The 25,377-nt window shown below is 34.1% G+C and carries 26 protein-coding genes; 12 read left to right on the top strand and 14 right to left on the bottom strand.

Annotation, left to right across the window (positions count from 1 at the left end; all coding sequences use genetic code 11):
• Positions 1 to 143 precede the first annotated feature (143 nt).
• The 3 genes from def to mazG all read left to right on the top strand — a co-directional run bounded on the left by def (position 144) and on the right by mazG (position 2,121).
• The gene (gene def / locus FLACHUCJ7_RS24150) at positions 144 to 734 is read left to right on the top strand and encodes a peptide deformylase (RefSeq protein ID WP_180910839.1); all 591 of its coding nucleotides are present in this window, start codon (positions 144 to 146) and stop codon (positions 732 to 734) included.
• Positions 735 to 774: 40 nt separating this feature from the next.
• Positions 775 to 1,254: a DUF5606 family protein gene (locus FLACHUCJ7_RS24145; RefSeq protein ID WP_078229586.1), complete on the top strand. Its 480-nt coding sequence runs from the start codon at positions 775 to 777 to the stop codon at positions 1,252 to 1,254.
• Positions 1,255 to 1,350: 96 nt separating this feature from the next.
• A complete protein-coding gene (mazG, locus tag FLACHUCJ7_RS24140; RefSeq protein ID WP_078229746.1) occupies positions 1,351 to 2,121 on the top strand; it encodes a nucleoside triphosphate pyrophosphohydrolase in 771 nt (256 codons plus the stop codon).
• Here mazG and FLACHUCJ7_RS24135 read toward each other — a convergent pair.
• Complete coding sequence (locus FLACHUCJ7_RS24135) at positions 2,116 to 2,802, bottom strand: Crp/Fnr family transcriptional regulator (protein WP_078229745.1); 687 nt, start codon at positions 2,800 to 2,802, stop codon at positions 2,116 to 2,118. The genes mazG and FLACHUCJ7_RS24135 overlap by 6 nt on opposite strands.
• Positions 2,803 to 3,003: 201 nt before the next feature.
• Here FLACHUCJ7_RS24135 and FLACHUCJ7_RS24130 point away from each other — a divergent pair, with 201 nt between their 5' ends.
• The 8 genes from FLACHUCJ7_RS24130 to FLACHUCJ7_RS24095 all read left to right on the top strand — a co-directional run bounded on the left by FLACHUCJ7_RS24130 (position 3,004) and on the right by FLACHUCJ7_RS24095 (position 11,785).
• Entirely contained in the window at positions 3,004 to 5,382 is a 2,379-nt protein-coding gene (locus FLACHUCJ7_RS24130; RefSeq protein WP_180910838.1) for a heavy metal translocating P-type ATPase, read from the top strand.
• A gap of 119 nt (positions 5,383 to 5,501) precedes the next feature.
• A complete protein-coding gene (gene ccoS, locus FLACHUCJ7_RS24125) occupies positions 5,502 to 5,693 on the top strand; it encodes a cbb3-type cytochrome oxidase assembly protein CcoS (protein ID WP_031454816.1) in 192 nt (63 codons plus the stop codon).
• A gap of 93 nt (positions 5,694 to 5,786) precedes the next feature.
• Positions 5,787 to 7,973 carry a cytochrome-c oxidase, cbb3-type subunit I gene (ccoN, locus tag FLACHUCJ7_RS24120; RefSeq protein ID WP_180910837.1) on the top strand — a complete coding sequence of 729 codons (2,187 nt, stop codon included), beginning with the start codon at positions 5,787 to 5,789 and terminating at the stop codon, positions 7,971 to 7,973.
• Positions 7,974 to 7,980: 7 nt separating this feature from the next.
• Entirely contained in the window at positions 7,981 to 8,175 is a 195-nt protein-coding gene (locus FLACHUCJ7_RS24115) for a cytochrome c oxidase subunit IV (protein WP_031454814.1), read from the top strand.
• Positions 8,176 to 8,177: 2 nt separating this feature from the next.
• Complete coding sequence (locus FLACHUCJ7_RS24110; protein WP_180910836.1) at positions 8,178 to 9,089, top strand: cbb3-type cytochrome c oxidase N-terminal domain-containing protein; 912 nt, start codon at positions 8,178 to 8,180, stop codon at positions 9,087 to 9,089.
• A 36-nt stretch (positions 9,090 to 9,125) separates the two neighbouring features.
• Positions 9,126 to 10,544 (top strand): cytochrome c oxidase accessory protein CcoG, encoded by a 1,419-nt coding sequence (gene ccoG, locus FLACHUCJ7_RS24105; RefSeq protein WP_180910835.1) that lies wholly within the window; start codon positions 9,126 to 9,128, stop codon positions 10,542 to 10,544.
• A gap of 12 nt (positions 10,545 to 10,556) precedes the next feature.
• A complete protein-coding gene (locus FLACHUCJ7_RS24100; protein ID WP_180910834.1) occupies positions 10,557 to 11,006 on the top strand; it encodes a FixH family protein in 450 nt (149 codons plus the stop codon).
• Between the two features lie 77 nt (positions 11,007 to 11,083).
• A complete protein-coding gene (locus FLACHUCJ7_RS24095; protein ID WP_180910833.1) occupies positions 11,084 to 11,785 on the top strand; it encodes a sulfite exporter TauE/SafE family protein in 702 nt (233 codons plus the stop codon).
• Positions 11,786 to 11,840: 55 nt separating this feature from the next.
• On the opposite strand, the gene FLACHUCJ7_RS24090 is transcribed toward FLACHUCJ7_RS24095, so the two are convergent.
• From FLACHUCJ7_RS24090 to prfB, 12 genes are all read right to left on the bottom strand, one after another.
• Positions 11,841 to 12,146 carry a type II toxin-antitoxin system RelE/ParE family toxin gene (locus FLACHUCJ7_RS24090; protein WP_180910832.1) on the bottom strand — a complete coding sequence of 102 codons (306 nt, stop codon included), beginning with the start codon at positions 12,144 to 12,146 and terminating at the stop codon, positions 11,841 to 11,843.
• Entirely contained in the window at positions 12,130 to 12,369 is a 240-nt protein-coding gene (locus FLACHUCJ7_RS24085; RefSeq protein ID WP_078229579.1) for a hypothetical protein, read from the bottom strand. The genes FLACHUCJ7_RS24090 and FLACHUCJ7_RS24085 overlap by 17 nt, the downstream gene beginning before the upstream one ends.
• A 347-nt stretch (positions 12,370 to 12,716) precedes the next feature.
• On the bottom strand, positions 12,717 to 13,127 hold the full coding sequence (locus FLACHUCJ7_RS24080; protein ID WP_180910831.1) for a hypothetical protein: 411 nt from the start codon (positions 13,125 to 13,127) through the stop codon (positions 12,717 to 12,719).
• A gap of 541 nt (positions 13,128 to 13,668) precedes the next feature.
• Positions 13,669 to 15,078 (bottom strand): leucine-rich repeat domain-containing protein, encoded by a 1,410-nt coding sequence (locus FLACHUCJ7_RS24075; RefSeq protein WP_180910830.1) that lies wholly within the window; start codon positions 15,076 to 15,078, stop codon positions 13,669 to 13,671.
• 206 nt (positions 15,079 to 15,284) lie between these two features.
• Positions 15,285 to 16,649: an oxygen-independent coproporphyrinogen III oxidase gene (gene hemN / locus FLACHUCJ7_RS24070; RefSeq protein ID WP_180910829.1), complete on the bottom strand. Its 1,365-nt coding sequence runs from the start codon at positions 16,647 to 16,649 to the stop codon at positions 15,285 to 15,287.
• Positions 16,650 to 16,768: 119 nt separating this feature from the next.
• Entirely contained in the window at positions 16,769 to 17,245 is a 477-nt protein-coding gene (locus tag FLACHUCJ7_RS24065) for a hypothetical protein (RefSeq protein ID WP_180910828.1), read from the bottom strand.
• Positions 17,246 to 17,350: 105 nt separating this feature from the next.
• Positions 17,351 to 17,698, bottom strand: coding sequence for a hypothetical protein (locus tag FLACHUCJ7_RS24060; RefSeq protein WP_078229574.1), 348 nt, complete (start codon positions 17,696 to 17,698; stop codon positions 17,351 to 17,353).
• 100 nt (positions 17,699 to 17,798) lie between these two features.
• A complete protein-coding gene (locus tag FLACHUCJ7_RS24055; RefSeq protein ID WP_078229573.1) occupies positions 17,799 to 18,221 on the bottom strand; it encodes a DoxX family protein in 423 nt (140 codons plus the stop codon).
• Between the two features lie 118 nt (positions 18,222 to 18,339).
• Positions 18,340 to 19,968 carry an acyl-CoA carboxylase subunit beta gene (locus FLACHUCJ7_RS24050; protein ID WP_180910827.1) on the bottom strand — a complete coding sequence of 543 codons (1,629 nt, stop codon included), beginning with the start codon at positions 19,966 to 19,968 and terminating at the stop codon, positions 18,340 to 18,342.
• A 215-nt stretch (positions 19,969 to 20,183) separates the two neighbouring features.
• Entirely contained in the window at positions 20,184 to 21,182 is a 999-nt protein-coding gene (lpxD, locus tag FLACHUCJ7_RS24045) for a UDP-3-O-(3-hydroxymyristoyl)glucosamine N-acyltransferase (protein WP_078229571.1), read from the bottom strand.
• A 328-nt stretch (positions 21,183 to 21,510) separates the two neighbouring features.
• The gene (gene msrB, locus FLACHUCJ7_RS24040; protein ID WP_180910826.1) at positions 21,511 to 21,954 is read right to left on the bottom strand and encodes a peptide-methionine (R)-S-oxide reductase MsrB; all 444 of its coding nucleotides are present in this window, start codon (positions 21,952 to 21,954) and stop codon (positions 21,511 to 21,513) included.
• 121 nt (positions 21,955 to 22,075) lie between these two features.
• Positions 22,076 to 23,174, bottom strand: a protein-coding gene (gene prfB / locus FLACHUCJ7_RS24035; RefSeq protein ID WP_123922078.1) for a peptide chain release factor 2 whose coding sequence is annotated in 2 segments (ribosomal slippage) — positions 22,076 to 23,110 and positions 23,112 to 23,174 — 1,098 coding nt in all. Because the reading frame shifts where the segments join, the coding sequence is not laid out codon by codon here.
• Positions 23,175 to 23,325: 151 nt separating this feature from the next.
• Between prfB and FLACHUCJ7_RS24030 the strand changes: the two genes are divergently transcribed.
• Complete coding sequence (locus FLACHUCJ7_RS24030; protein WP_180910825.1) at positions 23,326 to 24,345, top strand: threonine aldolase family protein; 1,020 nt, start codon at positions 23,326 to 23,328, stop codon at positions 24,343 to 24,345.
• 46 nt (positions 24,346 to 24,391) lie between these two features.
• Here FLACHUCJ7_RS24030 and FLACHUCJ7_RS24025 read toward each other — a convergent pair whose 3' ends face one another.
• Entirely contained in the window at positions 24,392 to 25,366 is a 975-nt protein-coding gene (locus FLACHUCJ7_RS24025; RefSeq protein WP_180910824.1) for a hypothetical protein, read from the bottom strand.
• Between the last annotated feature and the right edge of the window lie 11 nt (positions 25,367 to 25,377).

The raw sequence follows: 25,377 nt of genomic DNA, 5'->3' as shown, positions 1-25,377 counted from the left end.
TAGCTTTGATTTTGAAGAGCAGGTTAAAATTGATATTTAATATTTATTTTTAAAATGTTGATTGACTTTTTTTACTATTTTTGCCTGCTGAATTCATTGAATTAATTAGTGTTTTCAATAGATAAATACATAAAAAAATAGAAATGATTTTACCAATTGTAGGATATGGTGATCCAGTTTTAAGAAAAGTGGGTGAGGCAATTACGCCAGATTATCCAAGCTTAAAAGAAACTATAGCAAACATGTATGAAACCATGTATAATGCTTACGGAGTGGGACTTGCAGCGCCGCAGGTAGGTATGCCTATTCGTTTGTTTGTAATTGATACAAGTCCTTTTAGCGATGACGAAGATTTACCATCTGATGAACAGAAAGATTTAAAAGGATTTAAAAAAACTTTTATTAATGCAAAAATTGTTAAAGAAGAAGGCGAAGAATGGAGTTTTAACGAAGGGTGCTTAAGTATTCCTGACGTTCGTGAGGATGTATACAGAAAACCTACTGTAACAATCGAATATTGTGAAGAGGATTTTATAATGAAAACCGAAGTTTTCAAGGGTTTGATAGCAAGGGTTATTCAACATGAATATGACCACATTGAAGGAATTTTATTTACAGATAAAATATCATCTTTAAAAAAGCGTTTGATTCAGAAGAAACTAAAAAATATTACCGAAGGCAAAACTTTTCAGGAGTACAGAATGAAATTTGCTGCCGCAAAAAAAGGAAGATAATTATAATACACCAAATTCTTAATACTATAATTTAATAAACATGAATTTAGAGAAAATTTTAGCCATTTCTGGCAAACCGGGTTTATATGTGTTGAAAGTGCAAACTCGTACAGGTTTTGTGGCAGAATCATTAACAGACGGAAAAAAAATCACGGTAAACTTAAAAAGTAATGTAAGTTTATTGTCTGAAATCTCTATTTACACTTACGAAGGTGAAAAACCTTTAACAGAAGTAATGCAGCGTATTGCTGTTAAAGAAAACAAAGGTCAGGCGATTTCACATAAAGAAGATAATGCAAAACTAACAGCTTATTTTAAAGAAATTTTACCTGAATATGATGAAGAAAGAGTATATCCTTCCGATATTAAAAAGGTATTAAATTGGTATAACATGCTTCAGGCAGAAGGGTTAGTTACGGATGAAGCTCCGGCTGCAACTTCAACATCAGAAGAAATTGTCGCTGAAGAACCGGTAAAAAAAGCTCCTGCCAAAAAAGCAAAAGCTAAAAAAGAAGAATAGTAGTTTTTAGATTCAAATATATTGATCCTGTTAAGATATTTCTTGACAGGATTTTTTACTTTTACAGTATTCGGTTACCACAAAAAAACTTCAAAAATGAGTAAAGAACTTCAGCTTAAAGCTTTCGAAAGATTATTGATTATTATGGATGAACTGCGTGAGCAATGCCCTTGGGATAAGAAGCAAACGTTACAAACCTTAAGACATCTGACTATTGAGGAAACGTATGAGCTAGGCGATGCTATTTTGGATAATGACCTGAATGAAGTTAAAAAAGAACTTGGTGATTTACTGCTTCACATAGTTTTTTACGCTAAAATAGGATCAGAAACAAATGATTTTGATATGGCTGATGTATGTAATGAAATCTGTGAGAAACTAATTCACCGTCATCCTCATATTTATAGTGATACTGTTGTGAAAGATGAAGAAGAGGTTAAACAAAACTGGGAAAAACTAAAGCTCAAAGAAGGTAAAAAATCAGTTTTGGAAGGCGTTCCGAGAAGTTTACCTGCGTTAGTTAAAGCAAGCCGAATTCAGGATAAAGTTAAAGGTGTAGGTTTTGATTGGGAAGAACCACATCAGGTTTGGGATAAGGTACAAGAAGAGCTGGAAGAACTGCAAGTTGAAGTTAAATCCGGAGATCAGGATAAAATTGAAGCCGAATTTGGTGATGTTTTATTTTCGATGATCAATTATGCAAGATTTCTAAATGTAAATCCCGAAGATGCTTTAGAGCGTACCAATAAAAAATTCATTAAACGCTTTCAGTATTTAGAAAATAAAGCGGGAGAATTAGGAAAGCCTTTAATGGATATGACTCTGGCAGAAATGGATGTGTTTTGGAACGAAGCTAAAAAACTATAATTGTTCAGCTAGTTTTTTTAAGGCATGTATGTTTTTTAGCACGATTTTTTTACCAACCAATTCTATAAATTCCAGTTTATTAAAGTCAGATAATAATCGGATACAGCTTTCTGTAGCAGTCCCAATCATACCGGCAAGTTCATCTCTTGTCAGCTGAACTTTTAGTGTTTTATCTGCGTTTTCACCAAAAGCATCATGTAGATGGAGTAAGGTCTCTGCTAAACGTTGCTTTACGGTTTTTTGCACTAAGGCAATTTTATCGTTTTCAGAGTCTTTCAAATCTTCACAAACAGATTGCATCAGGTTCATAGAGAATTGATTGTTATTATTAAAGAAATGGATAATTTCAGATTTCGGAATAAAACAAACTTCCATGTCAGCAACCGCTTTTGCAGACAAATTTGCAGGTTCATTACTAATCATAGAACGTTGTCCTAAAAGTTCTCCTGATTTTACCAGTTTTACAATTTGGTCTTTTCCGTTGGCACTTAATTTAGAGAGTTTTCCAATGCCGTCTTTCACACAAAAAACACCATTTGTGACTTCACCTTCTTCAAAAATAGCTTCACCTTTTTTTATTTTGTGAGTCGTTTTACTATTAGCCAATTTTACAACTTCCTCTTTATTAAGCGCTTTAAGAGAAGAAAGTTGTCGTACGATGCATTGGTCACATTTGTTCATAGCAAAAATATTTACAGCAAAATTAACCAATAATCGCTTTCATAGGTGATAATATTTCTGAAAATACACTAAAGAAAACCATTCTTAATAATTTACTTATTTATTTTCTCAATTGAATATTGTATTTCATTGCGACATGATAAATGTCATAGTTATAGCCGCTTCTTATTTTGAATATTTGTTGTATAAAATAAATAAGTTATGAGCGGGCAGAGTTGTTTTCATTGTGGACTTACAATTGCTAAAAATGAAGTAATCAATTTTGATGAAAAAAATTTTTGCTGTAGTGGCTGTAAAACAGTTTACGAAATTTTTAGTCTTAATGATCTAACCTGCTATTATGATTTTGAAAAATCTCCGGGTGCTACCCCGCAGGACATTCAGGGAAAATATGACTTTTTGGACAATGAAGCTATCATCTCAAAAGTTTTAGAATTTCAGGAAGGAAATACTTCTATTGTTTCTTTAAATATCCCGCATATTCATTGTAGTTCATGTATTTGGCTTCTTGAAAATCTTAATAAACTACAGCCCGGCATAAGTGCTTCTCAGGTTAATTTTCCGGAGAAAAAAGTCCGCATTACATTCAATTCAGAAACAGTTTCCCTTAAAGCAATTGTTTATCTGCTGAGTTCAATTGGTTACGAACCTTATATTAGTTTAGAAAACTATGAAACCGGAAATACGAAAGTAGACAGAAGTTTAACCTATAAATTAGGTGTTGCTTTTTTTTGTTTTGGAAATATAATGCTATTGTCATTTCCCGAATATTTTGAGATCAGAGAGTTCTGGCTTGATAATTACAAACCGTTTTTCAGACTTTTGATTTTTGTTTTGGCATTGCCAAGTTTTCTCTATTCAGCGAGTGGTTATTATGTTTCAGCTTATCATAGTATTAAAACGAGAATGCTAAATATTGATATTCCAATCGCTTTGGGAATTATCGTGATGTTTATTCGTAGTTCTTATGATATGCTAATGGATCATGGTCCTGGTTTTTTTGACAGTTTGGCGAGTTTGGTTTTCTTTATGCTGCTCGGAAAAATGTTTCAGACAAAAACCTATAGTTTTCTGAGTTTCGAAAGAGATTTTAAATCCTATTTCCCAATTGCAGTTACCAGAATCAATTCTAATACATCAGAGGAAAGTGTGCCGATTTATGATGTTTTAAAAGGAGACAGATTGTTAATTCGAAATCAGGAATTAATTCCTGTAGACGGAATTCTGATTAGCGAAAAAGCTGAAATTGATTATAGTTTCGTTACCGGAGAAGCAATTCCGATTACTAAAAAATCAGGAGACAAAGTATTTGCCGGAGGAAAACAAATTGGAAAAGTAATCGAAATGGAAGTGTTGCATTCGGTTTCACAAAGTTATTTAACGCAGTTATGGAGTAATGAAATTTTTCAGAAAAAAGTTGATCAAAAGCATAAAACGATAACAGATGCAATAAGCCGGTATTTCACTCCAATCTTACTGCTTATTGCATTTGCCGGTTTTGGTTATTGGATATTCATTGATGCGAATACAGCTTTTAATGTCTTTACAGCGGTTTTAATTGTAGCCTGCCCTTGTGCACTGGCATTGACGGCACCGTTTACTTTCGGTAATATTCTCAGAATAATGGGTAAACAAAAAATGTATCTTAAAAATGCTTTGGTAATTGAACAGCTCGCAAAAGTAGACACCATTGTTTTTGATAAGACAGGAACCATTACAACCAATAAAAAATCAAATATAGTGTATGAAGGGAATACACTTTCTGATGAAAATTACATACTGATTAAAAATGTGCTTCGGGCCTCCAATCACCCTTTGAGCAGGATGTTATATGATTTTCTGCCGGAAGTAAAAAGAATTAAAATTGATGAATTTGAGGAAATTACAGGAAAAGGGATTTTGGCTTCTTTTGAAAATAAAACCATCAAAATTGGCTCGGCATCTTTTGTTGAAAGTACTAATGATACTAATGAAATAGAAAAAACAGCTCTTCATATTAGGATTGATGGGATATATTATGGAGGGTTTAATTTTCAGAATCAGTATAGAGATGGTCTTGAAACGTTATTTTCAACCTTAAGCAAAAGTTATCAAATAAAAGTTCTTTCCGGTGATAATGATGGAGAAAGAGCTAACCTGGAAGCTATTCTGCCAAAAGACACCGAATTGATCTTCAATCAAAAACCGGAACAGAAGCTGGAATTTATTAAAAAACTGCAGGAAAAAGGGCAAAATGTAATGATGGTTGGAGACGGCCTGAATGACGCAGGCGCTTTAGCCCAAAGCAACGTTGGAATCTCAATATCTGAAAATGTAAATGTATTTTCTCCGGCTTGTGATGCTATTCTGGATGCCAGTGAATTTTCACGATTGGATTACTTTTTAAAGTTATCTCACAAATCAATCAGGATCATAAAAATGAGTTTTGTTTTATCGCTCCTTTATAACATCGCAGGGCTTTCATTTGCCGTTACAGGAAACTTGCTTCCGTTAGTGGCTGCGATCATTATGCCATTGAGTACCATTACAATTGTGAGTTTTGTAACGCTGATGAGCAATTTTTATGCGAATAAAAAATAAAGTACTGATAGTGAGTGTTTTATTTTTATTTTGAAACTCTTTTAAATTTTTTGAGCATGATAATTATCATATTTTAATAGGCATCAACACTCTAATTTTGTTACTATAAATTTAAAGATATGAGTGTTATTTATCTACTAATCTCGGTAAGTATTTTTGTTGCAATTTGTTTTTTCATTGCCTTTATAGCAGCTGTCAAATCCGGACAATACGATGATGATTACACTCCCTCGGTCAGAATCCTCTTTGATGATGAAACCAAAATTACCTCTCAAAATAATAATTTACCAATCGAAGAAAAACAAGTTTAATTATGAAATGAGCAAAATAGAGTTCATCGTAAAACCATAACGATATGCTAGTTGCATATAACCAATAAAAAATAAAAAAAAAATCAACAACTTATGGAAATGGAACAATTTTACTACGACAACAAAATCGTAAAAAAATTCATTTATGCCACCATTCTTTTTGGGGTGGTAGGTATGTTAGTGGGGCTGACCCTGGCGGTTATGTACCTTTTTCCCAATATGACCGACGGGATTTCGTGGCTTAGTTATGGTCGTTTAAGACCTTTGCATACCAATGCTGTAATTTTTGCCTTTGTAGGAAATGCTTTTTTTGCCGGGATGTATTATTCGCTGCAAAGATTACTGAAAGCCAGAATGTTCAGTGATTTTTTGAGCAACCTGCATTTCTGGGGATGGCAGCTTATTATTGTTGCTGCTGCAATTACGTTGCCATTAGGTTATACGTCTTCAAAAGAATATGCTGAATTAGAATGGCCTATTGATATCGCAATTGCGTTAATCTGGGTGGTAATGGGAATCAATATGATTGGTACAATGCTTAGAAGGAGAGAACGTCATTTATATGTAGCGATTTGGTTTTATCTGGCAACATTTGTTACAGTTGCAGTTTTGCATATTTTCAATAATATCGAAATTCCGGTTTCAGGATTAAAAAGTTATTCTGTTTACGCAGGTGTTCAGGATGCTTTGGTACAATGGTGGTACGGGCATAATGCGGTGGCATTTTTCTTAACGACTCCATTCTTAGGATTGATGTATTATTTTATTCCTAAAGTGGCCAACCGACCTGTATATTCTTATCGATTGTCGATTATCCACTTTTGGTCTTTAATCTTTATTTATATCTGGGCTGGACCGCACCATTTACTATATTCAGCTTTGCCAAACTGGGCTCAGAATTTAGGAGTTGCATTTTCAGTTATGCTGATAGCGCCATCCTGGGGAGGTATGATCAACGGATTATTGACATTGAGAGGTGCCTGGGATAAAGTTCGTGTAGAACCGGTTTTGAAATTCTTTGTGGTAGCCATTACTGGTTACGGAATGGCAACTTTTGAAGGGCCAATGCTTTCTTTCAAAAATGTAAATGCTATAGCCCATTATACAGACTGGATCGTAGCACACGTACACGTAGGAGCTTTAGCCTGGAACGGGTTCATGTCTTTCGGTATCATTTACTGGTTGATTCCACGAATGACAAAAAGCCAATTATTTTCTACTAAACTAGCCAATTTCCATTTCTGGATTGGAACGTTAGGAATCATATTGTATACAGTTCCAATGTACGTGGCTGGTTTTCAGCAGGCATCTATGTGGAAACAGTTTAACCCTGATGGAACTTTAACTTATGGAAATTTCCTTGAAACAGTTACAGCGATTATGCCTCTGTATTGGATGAGAGCTATTGGTGGAACTTTCTACCTAATCGGAATGCTGACTTTGGTCTACAATATTATTATGACCGTTAAAGCAGGTAATACAATTGAAGACGAATTGGCTCAGGCTCCTGCATTGCAGACTATTAAAAGCGGTAGAATCAGTGGAGAGAAATTCCATTCATGGTTAGAAAGAAAACCGATTCAGTTAACCATTTTGGCTACGATCGCCATTTTAATCGGAGGTATTATTCAGATTGTTCCAACGATTATGGTAAAATCAAACATACCTACAATTTCAAGTGTAAAACCATATACACCGCTAGAACTTGAAGGTCGTGATTTATACATACGTGAAGGTTGTGTAGGCTGCCACTCACAATCGGTTCGCCCATTTAGAAGTGAAGTGGAGCGTTACGGGCCTCAGGCAAAAGCGGGTGAATTTGTTTATGATCATCCATTTTTATGGGGATCAAAACGAACAGGACCGGATTTACAAAGAGTAGGTGGTAAGTATAATGATAACTGGCACTTTAACCATATGTGGAATCCACAGAGTACATCTGCAGGATCAATTATGCCGGGTTATAAATGGCTGTTTGATAACAAACCATTGGATATCTCCTTAATCGAAAAGAAAATGAAAGTTATGGTTACGCTAGGAGTTCCTTATTCAGAAGCAGAAGTTGCTAATGCGCAGAAAACATTGAGAGATCAGGCTCTTACTATTGAAAAAAGTCTTGAAAACGATCCTGATTACGTAAAAAGTTATGAGGATAGCAGAAAAAGAGCTGCTGCAAAAGGCGAAAAATTTGTTCCTATGAACGAAAGAGAAATTGTAGCCCTGATTGCTTACATACAAAGACTTGGAACTGATATTAAGGTAAAACAAACTTCAAAATAACAGCATTATGTTTGAACAGATAAAACACAATATGGAAACCATATCGGGTATAGAAATTTACCCGATTCTTTCTCTCCTGATTTTCTTTTTCTTTTTTGTAGGGCTGGGACTTTGGGTGTTCTCTTATAAAAAAGATAAAATTAATGAAATGAGTCAGATACCCTTGGCTGATGGAAGTAGTTTAATTTTAAAAGATAAATAAAAATGAAAAAGTTTTTCCCAGTATATGTTAGATTACCATTGGTTTTCTTTATCGTATTTGCTTTGATGGAATATTTTATAGATTCAGGCGACAGGCCAGCTTTTATTAAATACCCAATGGTTTCAGTCTTTTTATTTGTCTTTTTGTTTATTTTGATTGCTATCGAAATTACATTAAGTGCTGTAAACCGCGTAATGTACCAATTATTGTCTTCCGAAGAAAAAGAAAAACTGGCATACGAAGAAAGTCTGAGTTTGCAGGAAAGTACATGGTACAAGAACTTAATGCACAAACTTACCAAGACAGAACCAATTGAAAAAGAAGGTGACTTGTTGATGGATCATGATTATGACGGAATCAAAGAATTAGATAATAATTTGCCGCCATGGTGGGTGTATTTATTCTATATCTGTATCGTTTTTGGAGTGTTTTATGTTTTCTATTACGATGTTTTTGGTGGAGATAATCAGGAAATGGAATTGAAGAAAGAAATGGCTCAGGCTAAAATTGAAGTAGAAGAATATCTTAAAACTGCTCCTGATCTAATGGATGAAAAAACAGTAGTTCTGCTTACAGATGAAGCAAGTCTGGCTGCCGGAAAAGAAATTTTTACCACTAATTGTGCAGCCTGTCACAGGGCAGACGCAGGAGGGCAGATTGGTCCTAACTTAACAGATGATAAATGGATTTTGGGTGGCGGAATTAAAAATGTTTTTCATACCATTACCAATGGAGGTCGTGACGGAAAAGGAATGGTTTCCTGGAAAACGAACGGTATGAAACCAAAAGAAATTCAAAAAGTAGCAAGTTATATTTTGTCTTTGCAGGGAAGTAATCCAAAAGATGCAAAAGAAGCTGAAGGTGAAGTTTGGGTAGACGAAAGTGCTCCAAAAAACGATGCAGCAGCAAAATAAAACAACAGATAGTACAGCAGTTAAAAAATAATTACCATGTCAAATTTACCAGACGAAGCTTTTAGAGATACCATCGGAACTATTGATGAGGGCGGAAAACGAAAATTTATTTTCCCTAAAAAACCGTCTGGTAAGTTTTACGAATATCGCAAAATAGTCAGTTATGTTTTATTGGCGATTCTGATTGCAAATCCGTTTATAAAAGTTAACGGAAACCAGTTCATGATGTTCAATGTTCTTGAGCGCCGTTTCAATATTTTCGGATTCCCTTTCTGGCCGCAGGATTTTTATCTTTTTGTGATTTCGATGCTCGTTGGGGTAGTGTTTGTCATTCTGTTCACCGTTGTTTTCGGAAGGATATTTTGCGGATGGATTTGTCCTCAGACCATCTTTCTCGAAATGGTTTTCCGCCGAATCGAATATTGGATTGACGGTGACCGCGGCGCACAATTGCGTTTGGCAAAGCAGGAATGGAATGCAGAGAAAATCCGAAAAAGGCTTACCAAATGGTTGCTCTTCTTCCTGATTTCTTTCGGAATTGCAAATGTTTTTCTGGCGTATTTAGTGGGTAGCGATACCTTGTTTCTAATGATGGAGCAGGGACCGATTGAACAAGCGGGCAATTTTACGGCACTGCTGATTTTTACCGGTGTTTTCTATTTTGTTTTTGTTTGGTTTCGAGAGCAGGTTTGTATTATTGCCTGTCCGTACGGCAGATTACAAGGGGTACTTTTAGACAATAAATCCATAAATGTAGCTTATGATTTTGTGCGTGGTGAAAAGGAGCAGGGGCGAGCCAAATTCAATAAAAAAGAAGACAGGACTTTAACCGGAAAAGGAGATTGTATCGATTGCCATCAATGTGTGCATGTCTGCCCAATGGGAATCGACATTCGAAACGGAACGCAGTTAGAATGTACGAACTGCACCGCCTGTATCGATGAATGTGATTCGATTATGGATTCAGTTGGTTTGCCAAAAGGATTGATTCGTTATGCTTCTGAAGACGAAATAGAGAAAAAAGCCCCTTTTAAATTCACAGCCCGAATGAAAGGGTATACGGCCGTCTTATTCATTCTATTAAGTGTTTTTGTTGGAATGTTGTTTTTAAGAACCAATGTCGAAGCTATTATTTTACGTTTGCCAGGACAGCTTTTTCAGCACAAAGGCGATAAAATCAGTAATGTTTACACGTATAAAATCGTAAACAAGACTATGAAAGAGTACAGCGATATTCATTTTGAGTTAATCGATCAGAAAGGTGAAATCAGCAAGGTGGGTGAACAGCATTTTAAAGTAGCAAAAGAAGAAATTTCACAGGGAACATTATTCATCGAAATCAATGAAGTCCTTTTGGAAAGCGATAAAACCAAAGTTAAAATTGGTGTTTACAACGGCAACGAATTATTAGAAACCACAACAACCAACTTTTTAGGACCGAGAAGTTTTAATTAAAAAAGTGAAAATATGAAAATCAATTGGGGAACAGGAATTGTCATAGCATTCGGATTGTTTATGACCTTTATTTTATATTTTGTTTTTGAAGTGCAATCCAACAGCAAATACGACAACGATTTGGTTGTTGAAGAATATTACAAACACGATTCACATTTTCAGGAGGAGATGGCACGAATTCAGAATTCACATGATTTGCAGCACAAGCCTTCGATTAAGTATGTGGAAGACGGAGTCAGAATTACTTTTCCTGGAACTTTTGAAAGCAATAAACTTAAAGGAAACGTTTTGCTGTATCGTCCTTCAAACAAAAAGTTTGATTTTAATACTCAGATTGTCCTGACCAATTCATCTTTGCTTATTCCGCAAAAGAAATTAGTAAAAGGACGCTGGGATGTCAATATGGAATGGCAGTACGAAGGCAAAAAATACTTAACCAAAGAGGTTATTTACGTTAATTAAAAAACGTGAGCAGGTAAAAATTGAAGTTATTTTTAGTTTTTGAATCTGCAAAATCTGTGATAAAAAATAAATAATAAATGTTGTATTCCGCTTTCATATTAGGACTTATCAGCAGTTTGCATTGCGTTGGGATGTGTGGTCCCATTGCGATGATGCTTCCGGTTGATCATCAAAATGAAGCTAAAAAAGTAACACAGATTATCACCTATCATTTGGGAAGATTAACAGCCTACGCCACAATCGGACTGATTTTCGGATTATTGGGAAGAGGTTTTTTCCTGGCCGGATTACAGCAGAAAATGTCTATTATTATTGGTGTGGCGATGATTGCTGCCGTTTTAATTCCGGAAAGAATCTTTTCAAAATACAATTTCTCTAAACCGGTTTATAAAGTGATTTCAAACCTAAAATCTACTTTAGGAAGCCAGTTTAAAAACAAAAGCTACAAATCTCTTTTCACGATTGGATTACTTAACGGTTTCCTGCCTTGCGGAATGGTATATGTGGCTTTATTTGGAGCCATAGCGATGCAAAGTGCCGGTTTTGGTGTTTTATATATGCTCTTGTTCGGATTAGGAACTATACCTTTAATGACGATTGTGGTGTACATACATTCTTTACTGAAACTGCCTTTTCGAAATAAAATTCAAAAAGCTATTCCTTATGTAGCTGTTGTGATTGGAGTTTTGTTTATCCTCAGGGGTTTAGGATTGGGAATTCCGTATGTTTCTCCATCTAATATGAGTTTGTTTGTACAGGGGAGTCCTGATTGTCATTAAGCTAATGTTGAATTTATATCAATTTGTTCCACAGTTACTTGTTTCTGGGTTAAGGTCACTTTAACCTTCTTTTCGTAGGGTTTTGTTTATTAGAAAAAAATGAGATTATTTCAATTTGATTATTCTGAAATCTATAATAAAGTGTATTATGATTTAATATTATAACCCTGCGAATACCTTTTTTGACATCAGAGATTTGGAATAAATTTGGATTTTCTGAAATGAAGCTTAATGTTTCCTCAATTTTAATAGCGAGATGATGTAATTCTTTCTCGGTCCAGTTCTCTTCTAAGTATTCAATTGTTTTTTCTAATTCCTTTAGAGCAAAGTCTGTCCAAAGTATTTTATAGCCATTTTTCATATAGCTTTCTTGCGCTTGAATGAGAATTTAATTTTCCGGAATTAGCATCATTCAGACCTTGCTCGATAGATTCTTTTTCACTCTCAGAAATGGAATCCCACCAATCTTTTGATTCATTATTTCTCAAAGCAATAATTTTTTCTATAATCGTTGAATCCTCCAATGTAGAAAGCCATTGGATTAATTCCAATTTTTTGTTTTGTATGTTCAATTCAAGTTTCATAGTCTGAAATTTTAATATTCAAAATTACAAAAATAGTTAAGATGTTTCTTGAGATGCTTTGTTAAATTTCTCTTTTATACTACTTGAAGTCTTTCAAAAAAGTTATTAAAAGCAGGGCGCGAAGTAAGGAAAATTCGTGAAATAATTTCAATCTGGTGCTCGTTTGCAACGAGTAACTATTTACTTATACAAACTAAATAAAGCGTTTGAAACGCAGCTGTTTACATGAATTCCCTACAAACTTATTTAATAACCGCATTAGAAATGCTACAATTTATCTTTTTAATTTATGTAGGTGCTCGTTGCAAACGAGCACCAGAGGAGGGGCTGTGCAACAGTAACCGCCATTAGGTGCAGTTTATTTTGTCAAATTGTTCTTTTAGGTTTAATATAGCGTCTGAAGGAACTATAGTTTTATAAATGTTTATAATATTTCCACTTGTAACTTCTTTATCTATTAATTTAATTATTTCAAATTCTTCATCACTCCACAATTGTTTAAACCGGTTTTGATTAATAAGAATTAAAGAAAGCCAATTGTCTTTCCATGTTTCATTATACCAAGGATGACCTGCTCGATCAATTTTATTAATTAAGTCCAAAATCCTTGATTTTAATATTTTTTCCATCTCTTTATCAAGTCCATCAATAAATATAGTTTCCAGTGTGATTTTTTTGAAAACAACAATATTGGATATAGATTGTTTTTTAGAAACGCGGTTTATTTGACCTATCCATCCATCACTTAAGTATTTCATTCTGTACTTTGTTGATAGTATCTTTTTGAATGAGTTAATAAAATTGCATTTGTTTTTTCGTGCAATCGTATAACCTGTAATAAAACTATGAACATTATTGATGTCAATTGGATTTATATACATCCCAGTTCTTGTCACGAAATGGATTAATAGCAATTTATCCTTCTTTGTCATTTTGTTGCGTAATTTTTGGATTAAGTTGCACCTAACGTTTTGGTGATAAATCGGTTTTGGAGCTAAATTAACTCAATCTGGTGCTCGTTTGCAACGAGTACCTGTTTAGTTATAGAAACTAAATAAAGCGTTTGTAACGCGGCTGTTTGCATGAATTCCCTACAAATTTATAATGAACTTTTGTTTTAATAACCACATTACAAATGCTACAATTTATCTTTTAATTTATGTCGGTACTCGTTGCAAACGAGCACCAGAGGGGTGCGGAATGATTATTCTCTGCTAAGATATAATTTCTTCGTAAAAACAAAACTTCATTTTACCGAAAACTCCGCGATTGCGGCTAAAGGCGGTTATACGCAGTTTCTTATATTTCTAAAAAAATGTTAGGGATTACAGGCAGAGCTAACCATTGTGCAAATTTATTGTAAGATTTGCCTAATCCTTGTAGATTTTCTTTCAAGTGTTTCGATTTTTTTATTGCTTCATTTAAAGACGATTCTTCGTTGGTCATTTGCTCAAAAAGTCGTTTAATTCTTTTAAACGGTTTTTTGTCCACACTTTCGAGTTCTTCCATATCGATATTTAACAGTTCAGTATCGATAACTTCAAGTTCACGTTTTAAATCTTCTGGTGTTTCATCATCTATTTTTAATCCCAAAAGTTTTTTCTGCAAGTCTGGAAATTCTAATCGCATTTCTACAATATTCTCATTTTGCAAAGATGCATTTGACTCCGAAACTGATTGTGCCGATGAACTTGTTATTGCGTTTACGTAGATTGGAATAGGGCGGGCATTTTGTAAACTTAGCAAGTTGTAATATTCGGAAACTTGATTTTCTAAAAATTTGACTTGGAAATTTTTAAGTTCTAATTGTTGTTTAAAATGGAAAACTTGTTGCTTTAATTCCAACGCTAAAACTTCTCGTTTGGTTTCCGTTAGTGGAATTTCGAAATTTGGAACAATGTCATCAATATTATTTTTTACAAAACCTAAATACTCGTTGAAGTAAGTATTAATTTCTTGGAGCCCATCGTCTTTTGATGTCTCTATCATTACACCGTCTTCTGTACTCCGTATTTCAAATTCAATATGTTTTCCTTTTGTTTTTTCTACATATTCTTGGAAGTATATTAAGTATTGCTTTACAGCAGTTTTCATTTCTTCAGGTACACGAAAACTAAATCCAGAAATATTATTTTTTGACTTTTCATTTACTAGAAAAAATAACATTATTCTCATCAATCCAGATTTAATAATTATCGGATCGGGATATTCTATCGGGTTGTTGTCCAATGTTAGATTTCGAAGGCCTATTAGATTTCCAAACTTCTCTGGAAGTCGTTTTAAATTATTGCTTCTCAAATATAGGTTTTTTAATAGCCACATATCGCAGAAACCTTCCTCAATGATTTCAATTTCATTCCCAATTAAACTCAACGTTTGCAGTTTCTTAAAACTTCCAAATCGATTTGAGATAACTTTTAATTTATTCTTTTTAAGTGATAAATTTTCTAAATTTTTCAATTCGAAAAATTCAGCAGGTAAATCTTTAAGCTGATTTTGACCAATTGATAACAATGTTAATTCAGCTAAGTTTTTTATCTCTTTAGGGATTTCCATTATTTGATTTTCTTTCAATGAAAGATTTTTTAAATTCCGCAATTCAAAAATCTCTTTTGGAATTTCTGTGAGATTTTGACCGCTAAGGTTTAGTGACTCGGCATTAGTCTCTTTAGCATTTGCTATTAACTGTAAGATATTTTCGTTTATCATGTAGACAATTGTTAGTTGAAATTGCGTATAACTTGTTTATATGCGAAATAAACATTCGCATATTTACCCAAATTTAGGTGTATATACAAATGTTTGTTTGGTTTCATATTTCCAAATATAATCTTTTTCGCTCTAAATTATCCTTTCGCCTCAATTACCTGTGAGAAAGAAATATCTATTCAAAGTAATATAAAATACTGTTCCTTTTAAACAGTCATCGAAAACAAATTTGTTTCCGGAGATTTTCTTTTCAAATGCAAATCAAAAGCCATACAAATATTGCGGACAAAGGGTTTTCCGGCTTCTGTGATGCTGATTTTGTTTTCTTCAATTACAATCAATTCATCGTTTTCTATTTCTTTTAAATCCAACAAAACTGCAGAAAGTTCTTCAAAATATAAGTTTTCATCACTCCAGGAAGTTTCAAATTCACAGGTTAAATTCAAAATGTGTTTTCGGATAATTAAATCTTCATCGGTTAGAATATGTCCTTTTACAACAGGCAATTTATCCCATTCCAATATCTGATAATAATCTTCCAGACTCTTTGTGTTTTGGGCAAAACTGTACCAGCTATCACTGATAGAAGAAACGCCCAATCCAATCATCAATTGTGTTTTGGATGCACTGTAACCCATAAAATTTCGATGCAATTCCTGATTTTGACTTGCCATATACAAACTATCGGAAATCAAAGCAAAATGATCCATTCCAATTTCGTGATAACCGTTTTTAGAAAGTAATTGTTTTCCAATTTCATATAATTTTCTTTTTTCTGCATCTTTTGGAAGGTCTTCTTCGTTGAATCCACGCTGACCATTTCCTTTGATCCAGGGCGTGTGCGCGTAGCTGTAAAATGCTAAACGATCCGGTTTTAGAGAATTGGTTTTTTCGACAGTATCTACAACATCTTCAATTGTCTGAAAAGGCAAACCAAATATAACATCATGTCCTATTGAAGTATAGCCAATTTCTTTTGCCCAAAAAGTAACTTTGGCAACATTATGAAAAGGCTGAATCCTGTGAATGGCTTTTTGAACCTTTTCTGCATAATCCTGAACACCAAAACTTACTCTGCGAAAGCCCAGATCGTATAATTTTTTAAGCTGTTCGTAAGTCGTATTATTAGGATGCCCTTCAAAACTAAATTCATGTTTTTCAGCTTTAACGGCAAAAGAAAGAATACCGTTTATGAGCTGTTCTAAATTATTTTTAGAGAAGAATGTTGGAGTTCCTCCGCCTAAATGAATTTCCTTTATGATTGGTTTTTCGGGAAAAAGCCTGCAGTACAAACTCCATTCTTTCAAAAGCGCTTTAATATAGGTTTCTTCGACAGCATGATTTTTTGTAATTCGTTTATTGCATCCGCAAAAAGTACACATGCTTTCGCAGAATGGCAGATGAATGTATAAACTGATTCCGTTTTGTGAATTGCTTTCTGAAAAGGCTTTTTGAAATGATGCTGTCCACTTTTCGGTTGTAAAACCGGTTTCATCCCAATAAGGAACTGTTGGATAACTGGTATATCTTGGTCCAGGGACATTGTATTTTTGAGTAAATGAAATTTCCATAGCAAAGCATTTTTAGAATACCAAAATTACTTCGTCATTTGAAAAATTAAAATGATAAATATCATATAGACCTTAAATAAAAAGAGACTCATAATGAGCCTCTTTTCTGAATTAAATAACTAACGTGAAATAGAATCTTGAATGGTTTTAAGCCATTTTTTTGCAAAAATATGATCCTGGTAAGCGCTTATCTGTTTGATGCGATCATCATCAAAATCATAGAATGGTATTGTAATTTTTTTAGAAGTTTCCTTTTCCTGAAATTCAAAATCAATTTTAAGTATCGTATCTGAATTTCCATCGGTGGTCAAAACCAATTTACAGGAAGAAACACTCTTTAAATCCAAAAAGGTTGATTCCTGTTGATTTGGATTGAAATTCATTAGAATGAATTTTCTATGTTTTTGATCTATTGTAAGTGTTTTATTGTTTTGAGATTCAGTTAAATCAAAATCCTGTGGATGTGTTGGATTGAACTTCTTTTTAATATTTAGAATTTTTGATTTGTTTGCAGCGTTCGATCGTGCTGAAAAATAGATTGGAATGGCTACTATGATCGCAATCACAATGCCAATTATGGTTACACTTGTTTCCATGTCTTTTTGAATTAGGTAAATAAATGAATTATAAACAGTTTATAAGTAGCTGTTTATTGTTTTTTTAGAAGAATGAATTCTTCGGATTGAAATTCATGTATTTAACTACCAGAAAAAATGGAAGGGGTAGAGCATCAGTAAAACCTTTTTGCTCTGAGTGAAAAATTGATTTGAAAAGTTTGAAGCTGATTTAATTGCCTGATGATCTGGTACAGCAACTAACAAAGTATCAAACCACTTGATTATAGCAGGATAGTCTGTTTTGATATTTGCAGCAAATTGATAATTTGACTGTGGCTGTATAAAGGCTAAGGAATCTGTATAATCTTTAGAGAAATTGGTGTCCGTTTTTTGACTTTTGATTTTTTGCACAGCAATTTGGTTTGCCTGAGTAGCAAAAAATCCCATAATTAGAAGGGAAACAAAAATGACGGCCTTACGAATCCAATTCATGGTGGCGAATTTAATTCATAAAACACAATTAATGAAATTTAAATTGCTAATTACTTCTTAAAAGTTATCCTCAACTTTTATGAGTTGAGGATACGGTATGTTATTGCTGCATTTTGAAGTAATAATCTGCTGAATGTTTTCCTCCGCCATAGAATAGGAAGAAAATACAAAGTAATAATACAACTATTGCCAAAATTAAACTTTCAGAGTGCATACGTCCCATAAAATTTACAAGGACGGCACCAAATAATATGGGTAATTGAGCGGCAATTGCCCAGCGGGTGAGTAGCCCAAAAACAATCATTATTCCTCCAATCATGTGGGCTGGAGCGATGTAATGTAAAAGAAACATGCCGCCTCCATATTGATCAATAGGAGAAATTAAATCATGTAAATATTGAGCATTGGTTACAAACGAAATTCCTTTCATAAACAAAAAAACACCCAAAACAATACGTATTAAATCTACTGGTAAATAAGTGTGCGAATTTGCCCATTTATTCAAACTTTTTACATTTTCCATGATGCTACGTGATTAAAAATTATATACTAAGTTACTAATTTTTAGTGATGTATTTGTTTTAAGTAGCTGAAAATAAGTTTTTTACGATTTATTTAACGCATTCTGAGAATTCTTGAAATCAGACCTGAATAACACCCATATTGAATGGTTTTTGAATAGGAGCGTGGTTGGCAGCTTCGATTCCTATAGAAATCCATGTACGTGTATCAAGAGGATCAATAATAGCATCTGTCCATAATCTTGAAGCGGCATAATATGGAGAAGTCTGCTCATCGTAACGTGCTTTTATTTTGTTGAATAATTCAGCTTCTTTCGCCTCGTCTATGATTTCTCCTTTTGCTTTAAGCGAAGAAGCTTCAATTTGTGCCAGAACTTTTGCGGCCTGAGTTCCTCCCATAACTGCAAGTTCTGCACTTGGCCATGCAAAAATTAATCTTGGGTCATAGGCTTTTCCGCACATGGCATAATTTCCTGCTCCGTATGAATTACCTACAATAACAGTAAATTTGGGTACAACCGAATTACTAACGGCATTGACCATTTTGGCTCCATCTTTTATGATTCCGCCATGTTCAGATTTTGAACCAACCATAAAACCCGTAACATCTTGCAAAAATACCAATGGAATTTTCTTTTGATTACAATTCGCAATAAAACGGGTGGCTTTGTCAGCGCTGTCTGAGTAAATTACACCGCCAAACTGCATTTCGCCTTTTTTGGTTTTGACTACTTTTCTCTGGTTCGCTACAATTCCAACAGCCCAGCCATCAATTCGGGCATATCCTGTTATTATTGTTTGTCCGTAACCATCTTTATAAGCTTCAAATTCAGAATTGTCAACCAATCGATTGATGATTTCCATCATGTCATATTGTTCGTTTCTGGCTTTTGGCAGGATTCCGTAGATATCCTTAGGTTCCAGAGCAGGTTTTTCAGCTTTGATTCGACTGTATCCGGCTTTATCATAATCGCCAATTTTATCTACAATGTTTTTTATTTTATCTAAAGCGTCTTTATCATCTTTTGCTTTATAATCGGTTACGCCAGAGATTTCGCAATGTGTTGTGGCGCCTCCTAATGTTTCGTTATCAATTGTTTCTCCAATTGCAGCTTTAACCAAATAACTTCCGGCAAGGAAAATACTTCCTGTTTTGTCCACGATTAAAGCTTCATCGCTCATAATTGGAAGATAAGCTCCCCCGGCAACACAGCTTCCCATCACAGCAGCAATTTGAGTAATTCCCATGCTGCTCATTTGGGCATTGTTTCTAAAGATTCGTCCGAAATGTTCTTTATCCGGGAAAATCTCATCCTGAAGCGGTAAATACACACCGGCACTATCTACCAAATAAATAATGGGCAATCTGTTTTCCATGGCAATTTCCTGCGCACGTAAATTTTTCTTTCCTGTAATTGGGAACCAGGCACCTGCTTTGACAGTAGCATCATTAGCGACAACGATACACTGTTTTCCTCGAATATATCCTATTTTGATTACTACTCCCCCGGAAGGACATCCGCCATGTTCTGCATACATTCCTTCTCCAACGAAACCTCCAATTTCTATGCTTTTAGAATTTTCATCCAACAAATAATCAATTCGTTCACGAGCAGTCATTTTACCTTCAGCGTGTAATTTTTGAATGCGTTTTTCGCCTCCGCCCAATTTTATTTTGGCAAATTTTTGTTTCAATTCGGAAAGTAATAGTTTATTGTGATCTTCGTTTTTATTGAAGTTTAAATCCATAAGAAATTGATGTTTTTACAAAATAGTGTTGGCTAATTTACAAAATCAATTGAAACCTACATAATAAAATATTTCCTGAAGAAGGAATGAAAAGAGTGTCCTAAATATTAAAAAAAATAAATGATTTCAGGAGGGAAATAGAATATTCTGAACAGTTATAAAACAAAAAAACAGAAGCGAAACTTCTGTTTTTTGAATATTTAAATATGTTTAGATTATTTTTTAGAATCACAAACCAATCGTTTTAAAATAGCCCATTGTTTCAAGGCATCACGTGCTTCAACAGCAGGATATCCAAGCATTGTTTTGCCTGCCGGAATATCTCCCGTTACACCTGAACCCGCACCAACAATAGCTCCGTCGCCAATTGTAGTATGATCTTTTATAGAAGCGCTTCCGCCAATAATAACGCCATTTCCTAAAGTTACAGAACCGGCTAAACCACTATTTCCGGCCATTATACAAAATTTACCTAATTTGCTATTATGTCCAATCTGAACTAAATTATCAATTTTGCAGCCATCACCAAGAACAGTAGAACTGAATTTTCCGCGATCTACACATGAATTAGCTCCAATTTCAACTCCGTTTCCAATAATTACATTTCCGATTTGTGGAATTTTCACCAAACCTTTTTCACTGCAAGGGCGGAAACCAAAACCATCTGCTCCAATTGTTGCATTTGGATGAATAATACAATCGTTACCAATATGACAACGTTCACGAACAACTGCTCCGGACCATATAATTGTGTCTTTACCAATAGTACATTCGTCTAAAATTGTAACATTTGGATAGATTGTAACATTTGCTCCAATTTCTACTTTTGGGCCAATATAGCAGCCAGCGCCAATTCTTGCACCTTCGCCAACAATAGCTGTTTCATCGATAATTGCTGTTTTATGAATATTATTGTGAAATACCGGTGTAGGCGGAGCAAAAAGAGCTAAAATCTGTGACATCGCCAAATCAGCATTTTTAACTTTAATAAAAGCACGATTTTCTCCAGGTTCAATAGAGATGTCTTCATTAACAACTGCAATGGAAGCTTTCGAACCTTCCCATAATTTTTCGTATTTTTTATTCCCTATAAATGAGATATCACTAGAGGTAGCTTTATCTAATTGCTCTGTAGCTGTAATACACTGAGATGTAGTGCCATAAATTACGCCTTTTATGACTTCGTTAATTTCTTGAATTGAATAGGATTTCATCTAATGAATTAATTGCTTAATAGGTTATTTTTTGCCAAATAAAACCAATTAGATTTTAATTACCTAATATTTTTTTTTAGTTTGTTTAAAATTATGAGTATATATTGAAATTTTAACATTTATTAAGTTATTTTCTAATGATTTTTTAATTTTGCTTATCGTGTTTGTTGGAGGATATAAACTATAACAGACTTTACTTCAGTATTTTTACTAAGTAAAAATGAGTGATTTTGTTATTGATAAGCAGTAACTTACAATTTTTTTGTTAAGCATGGAAGAATAAAAAAAAGCAATTCATTTTTAAAAGGAATTCCTTTGGTGTTTTTCATTATTTTACTTTAGAAAGTGAAACAGCATTTATGCAATATCTTAGACCGCTTGGTTCAGGTCCATCAGGGAAAACATGCCCTAAATGTGCATCGCAGGTATTGCAGACTACTTCAACACGAATCATTCCGTATGATTTGTCGGCATGATAGCCAATAGCATTTTCTTTGATTGGTTGCGTAAAAGAAGGCCAGCCGGTTCCGGATTCAAATTTTTCAGATGCGTCAAAAAGCAAAGTACCACAACATTTACATTCATATATTCCCGGATCAAACAGACTGCAAAGTTCAGAACTGAAAGATCTTTCAGTGCCTTTTAAACGTGTTACCTGATACTCTTCAGGAGTTAAAAGCTGCTTCCATTCTTCTCCTGTTTTTTCAACTCTTTTATCCGGAGTTGGATTTCCTTTATTTGTAAAATGAATTACGTCTGCCCATTTAATCATAATAGTATACTTTAAATGAAATTATTTTTTGAAATTTAACCGTTAAGGTATTAAGAAAAATAAAGCCAAACAATGCTTAGAATCTTAATGCCTTAACGGTGAAGTTTTAAATGGATTAAATTTATTCCTCTTCTTTTTGTCCCATCATCATTAAAAACGCTTTTAAAAACGGATCTATGTTTCCGTTCATCACGCCATCAACATCACTGGTTTCATAACCGGTACGAACATCTTTTACCAATTTATAAGGCTGCATTACATAATTACGTATTTGCGAGCCCCATTCGATTTTCATCTTTCCGGCTTCAATATCGGCACGCTGTGCTTGTTGTTTCTTTAATTCAATTTCATACAATTGAGAACGAAGCATCTGCATGGCACGCTGTCTGTTATCCTGCTGGGAGCGTGTTTCTGAACACTGAATTTGAATTCCGGTTGGTTTGTGTACCAATTGGACTTTCGTTTCAACTTTGTTTACATTTTGTCCTCCGGCACCGCTGGAACGAGAAGTTGTAATCTCAATATCCGCAGGATTAATATCAATTTCAATACTGTCATCGACAAGAGGATAGACATAAACAGATACAAATGATGTATGTCGTTTGGCATTACTGTCAAAAGGTGAAATTCTAACCAGACGGTGTACACCATTTTCACCTTTCAGATAGCCAAAAGAATAATCACCTTCGAATTCTAAAGTTACGGTTTTTATTCCGGCAACATCACCTTCCTGAAAGTTAAGTTCCTTTATTTTATAGCCATAACTTTCTCCCCACATCATGTACATACGCATCAGCATTCCAGCCCAGTCACAACTTTCTGTTCCACCGGCACCGGCAGTAATCTGAACTACAGCGCTAAGGCTGTCGCCTTCGTCAGAAAGCATGTTTTTAAATTCGATGTTTTCAATGTGCAGCTGCGTTGTATTGTAATTTTCATCCAATTCTTCTACAGAAAGTTCTCCTTCTTTATAAAAATCATAAGCAAGCTGAAGTTCATCTGTAAGTTCGACAGCTTTATTGTAATCTTCGATCCATTTTTTTTTGTTTCGAAGATTTTTTACAATGATTTCTGCTTCTTTTGGTTTGTTCCAAAAATCAGGAGCAAAAGTTTTTTCTTCTTCGTTTGCAATTTCGATTAGCTTGGCATCAACGTCAAAGATACCTCCTCAACGCACCTAGGCGCTCCACAATACCTTTTACTTGTTCGGCTGTTGTCATAAATTAATAGTAGTTTTATATTTTTTTTACAAATATTACGTTAATTTGGTTGAGTAATAAACCGCAAGTTAAAATTTATTAAAACTCGCTGTTAATAACTATCAGTTATACGTAATTTTGCACTACAAAAATAAGATATAGTTTTTAGAATATGGAAATAAATTTAATCAGCGATACTATTACCAAGCCTAGCTACGAAATGCTGCAGTATATGTTCAACGCTCATGTTGGCGATGATGTATATAGACAAGATCCGACGGTTATCGAATTAGAGACCAGGGTAGCTGAATTTTTTGGTATGGAAGCTGGGCTTTTTTTTCCGTCAGGAACTATGGCGAATCAAGCCGCAATTAAACTCCACACACAACCCGGAGAACAATTAATCGCCGACAAGTATGCTCATGTTTATCATTATGAAGGCGGTGGAGTTTCTTTTAATAGCGGAGTTTCATGCTGTTTATTAGATGGAGACAGAGGAATGATAAATGCGGCAAAAGTTGCTGCTGCAATTAATGATCCGGAGTTTTATCACAGTCCGTTAACGAGTTTAGTTTGTGTAGAAAATACTACAAATAAAGGAGGTGGTGCCTGTTATGAACTGGAAGATTTATGGGAAATAAAAAAAGTCTGCGATGCCAATAATTTGAAGTTCCATCTGGATGGAGCCAGAATTTGGAATGCATTGGTTGCAAAAAGGCAGAATCCCAAAGAATTTGGAGCTATTTTCGATACTATTTCAGTTTGTTTATCAAAAGGATTAGGGGCTCCGATAGGGTCAATACTGTTGGGGACCAAAGCAGATATTCACAGGGCGTTAAGAATCAGGAAGATACTGGGAGGTGGGATGCGTCAGGTTGGTTATTTAGCTGCAGCAGGATTGTATGCGTTGGCACATAATATTGAAAGACTAGCCGAAGATCACCGCAGAGCAAAGGAAATAGCAGCAGTTTTAAGGACTAAGTCATGGATTGCGGCAATCGAACCTGTAGAAACTAATATTTTAATTTTTTCTCTGGCAGAAGGGTATAGTGATAAACTTTTAATAGAGAAATTAAAACAGAAAAATATTCTTATTAGTTCTATGGGGCACAATAAACTTAGAATTGTAACACATTTGGATTATAAAGAAGTAATGCATACCTATGTTATTGAGACGCTTCAGAAGTTTTAAAGTTAAGATCAAATAAATTAAAAAAGGCAGGATTTACCTGCCTTTTTTAATTTATTTGATCTACTATTATGAAATTACTGTCAATTGAAGTATCCGATTTTAGTTCGAAATATTTATAAGTTTTAGACAAAACATTAAATTTTAAAAGAACAAATATTTCAGATCCTTTTTGTACACAGCATATATATTCATTATTATTTTTGTCGATGTATCCAGGTCCGTTAAGATATGTATATCCTAAACTGTCGTTAGGTAGTAAATCTTCGGAAGTATTGTTTGTTAAATCAATTTTTACAATTGTATTGCCTACGACACCTGTTTTATTTGTTATGCAGTATACTGAGTTGTTTGAAAAAACAGCAGCTTTTAAAAATGAAAAATTGGTATTGTTGAATAATGCCTTTTTTTCCGTGTTGTTTTCCGTGTCAATTTCATAAGTGTCCTGATTGTTATAAGAACTATATAATTTATTTCCATTTAAAAAAGTCGAAAAGGAAGCAGTTTGATCGAAACTTAAACCTGAATATGAAACTTCAAAAGTATCTGGATTGATTTTTACATAATACGATATGCTATTTACAGGTGTAATATAGGTGTTTGGTACAATTATTCCATGAAGAATTTTTTTCGAATTATCCCATATAAGTGCAGAAATTGATGGATTTGGACCAGTTACTTCAGTTGGGAAAACTAATGATTTAGAGGTCGTTTTTTTTGTTTTTTTATCAAAAACAAAAATCTTATTTGAGGGTGGATGATATTCGACTAAAAAAATCTTATCAGTACTCGAAGTGACTGTGTTTAGATTTATTGTATTAGAAGTTAGTCCTTCAAATTCTGAATAAGACGTAATTTGTCCACTGTTGTTTCCAATTTTGTTTATTTTTCCTGCAAATGTTACTGCTAAAAAATTAAAATCATCTTTAACTGATTCATCCTTTGGGTTTGATGAATCATTTACACAGGAAAATAAAAATAAACTGGCAAAAGTAATTGCCAGAGTTTTGTATGTTAGTTTCATATGTGGTTTAG

Source organism: Flavobacterium salmonis, from assembly GCF_903819435.1.
Classification (GTDB): domain Bacteria; phylum Bacteroidota; class Bacteroidia; order Flavobacteriales; family Flavobacteriaceae; genus Flavobacterium; species Flavobacterium chungangense.
The sequence above is the reverse complement of the archived record's forward strand: the minus strand, read 5'-3'. Positions and strand labels throughout refer to the sequence as shown.

Coding starts and splice junctions, on each gene's coding strand:
- ccoG (WP_180910835.1), top strand. CDS start 9,126: ATGTCAAATTTACCAGACGAAGCTTTTAGAGATACCATCGGAACTATT.
- FLACHUCJ7_RS24050 (WP_180910827.1), bottom strand. CDS start 19,968: ATGGATTTAAACTTCAATAAAAACGAAGATCACAATAAACTATTACTT.
- FLACHUCJ7_RS24065 (WP_180910828.1), bottom strand. CDS start 17,245: ATGGAAACAAGTGTAACCATAATTGGCATTGTGATTGCGATCATAGTA.
- FLACHUCJ7_RS24130 (WP_180910838.1), top strand. CDS start 3,004: ATGAGCGGGCAGAGTTGTTTTCATTGTGGACTTACAATTGCTAAAAAT.
- ccoN (WP_180910837.1), top strand. CDS start 5,787: ATGGAAATGGAACAATTTTACTACGACAACAAAATCGTAAAAAAATTC.
- FLACHUCJ7_RS24110 (WP_180910836.1), top strand. CDS start 8,178: ATGAAAAAGTTTTTCCCAGTATATGTTAGATTACCATTGGTTTTCTTT.
- FLACHUCJ7_RS24060 (WP_078229574.1), bottom strand. CDS start 17,698: ATGAATTGGATTCGTAAGGCCGTCATTTTTGTTTCCCTTCTAATTATG.
- FLACHUCJ7_RS24100 (WP_180910834.1), top strand. CDS start 10,557: ATGAAAATCAATTGGGGAACAGGAATTGTCATAGCATTCGGATTGTTT.
- FLACHUCJ7_RS24090 (WP_180910832.1), bottom strand. CDS start 12,146: ATGAAAAATGGCTATAAAATACTTTGGACAGACTTTGCTCTAAAGGAA.
- hemN (WP_180910829.1), bottom strand. CDS start 16,649: ATGGAAATTTCATTTACTCAAAAATACAATGTCCCTGGACCAAGATAT.
- FLACHUCJ7_RS24085 (WP_078229579.1), bottom strand. CDS start 12,369: ATGAAACTTGAATTGAACATACAAAACAAAAAATTGGAATTAATCCAA.
- lpxD (WP_078229571.1), bottom strand. CDS start 21,182: ATGAAATCCTATTCAATTCAAGAAATTAACGAAGTCATAAAAGGCGTA.
- FLACHUCJ7_RS24030 (WP_180910825.1), top strand. CDS start 23,326: ATGGAAATAAATTTAATCAGCGATACTATTACCAAGCCTAGCTACGAA.
- FLACHUCJ7_RS24115 (WP_031454814.1), top strand. CDS start 7,981: ATGTTTGAACAGATAAAACACAATATGGAAACCATATCGGGTATAGAA.
- mazG (WP_078229746.1), top strand. CDS start 1,351: ATGAGTAAAGAACTTCAGCTTAAAGCTTTCGAAAGATTATTGATTATT.
- def (WP_180910839.1), top strand. CDS start 144: ATGATTTTACCAATTGTAGGATATGGTGATCCAGTTTTAAGAAAAGTG.
- FLACHUCJ7_RS24095 (WP_180910833.1), top strand. CDS start 11,084: ATGTTGTATTCCGCTTTCATATTAGGACTTATCAGCAGTTTGCATTGC.
- FLACHUCJ7_RS24025 (WP_180910824.1), bottom strand. CDS start 25,366: ATGAAACTAACATACAAAACTCTGGCAATTACTTTTGCCAGTTTATTT.
- FLACHUCJ7_RS24055 (WP_078229573.1), bottom strand. CDS start 18,221: ATGGAAAATGTAAAAAGTTTGAATAAATGGGCAAATTCGCACACTTAT.
- FLACHUCJ7_RS24080 (WP_180910831.1), bottom strand. CDS start 13,127: ATGAAATACTTAAGTGATGGATGGATAGGTCAAATAAACCGCGTTTCT.
- ccoS (WP_031454816.1), top strand. CDS start 5,502: ATGAGTGTTATTTATCTACTAATCTCGGTAAGTATTTTTGTTGCAATT.
- FLACHUCJ7_RS24145 (WP_078229586.1), top strand. CDS start 775: ATGAATTTAGAGAAAATTTTAGCCATTTCTGGCAAACCGGGTTTATAT.
- FLACHUCJ7_RS24135 (WP_078229745.1), bottom strand. CDS start 2,802: ATGAACAAATGTGACCAATGCATCGTACGACAACTTTCTTCTCTTAAA.
- msrB (WP_180910826.1), bottom strand. CDS start 21,954: ATGATTAAATGGGCAGACGTAATTCATTTTACAAATAAAGGAAATCCA.
- FLACHUCJ7_RS24075 (WP_180910830.1), bottom strand. CDS start 15,078: ATGATAAACGAAAATATCTTACAGTTAATAGCAAATGCTAAAGAGACT.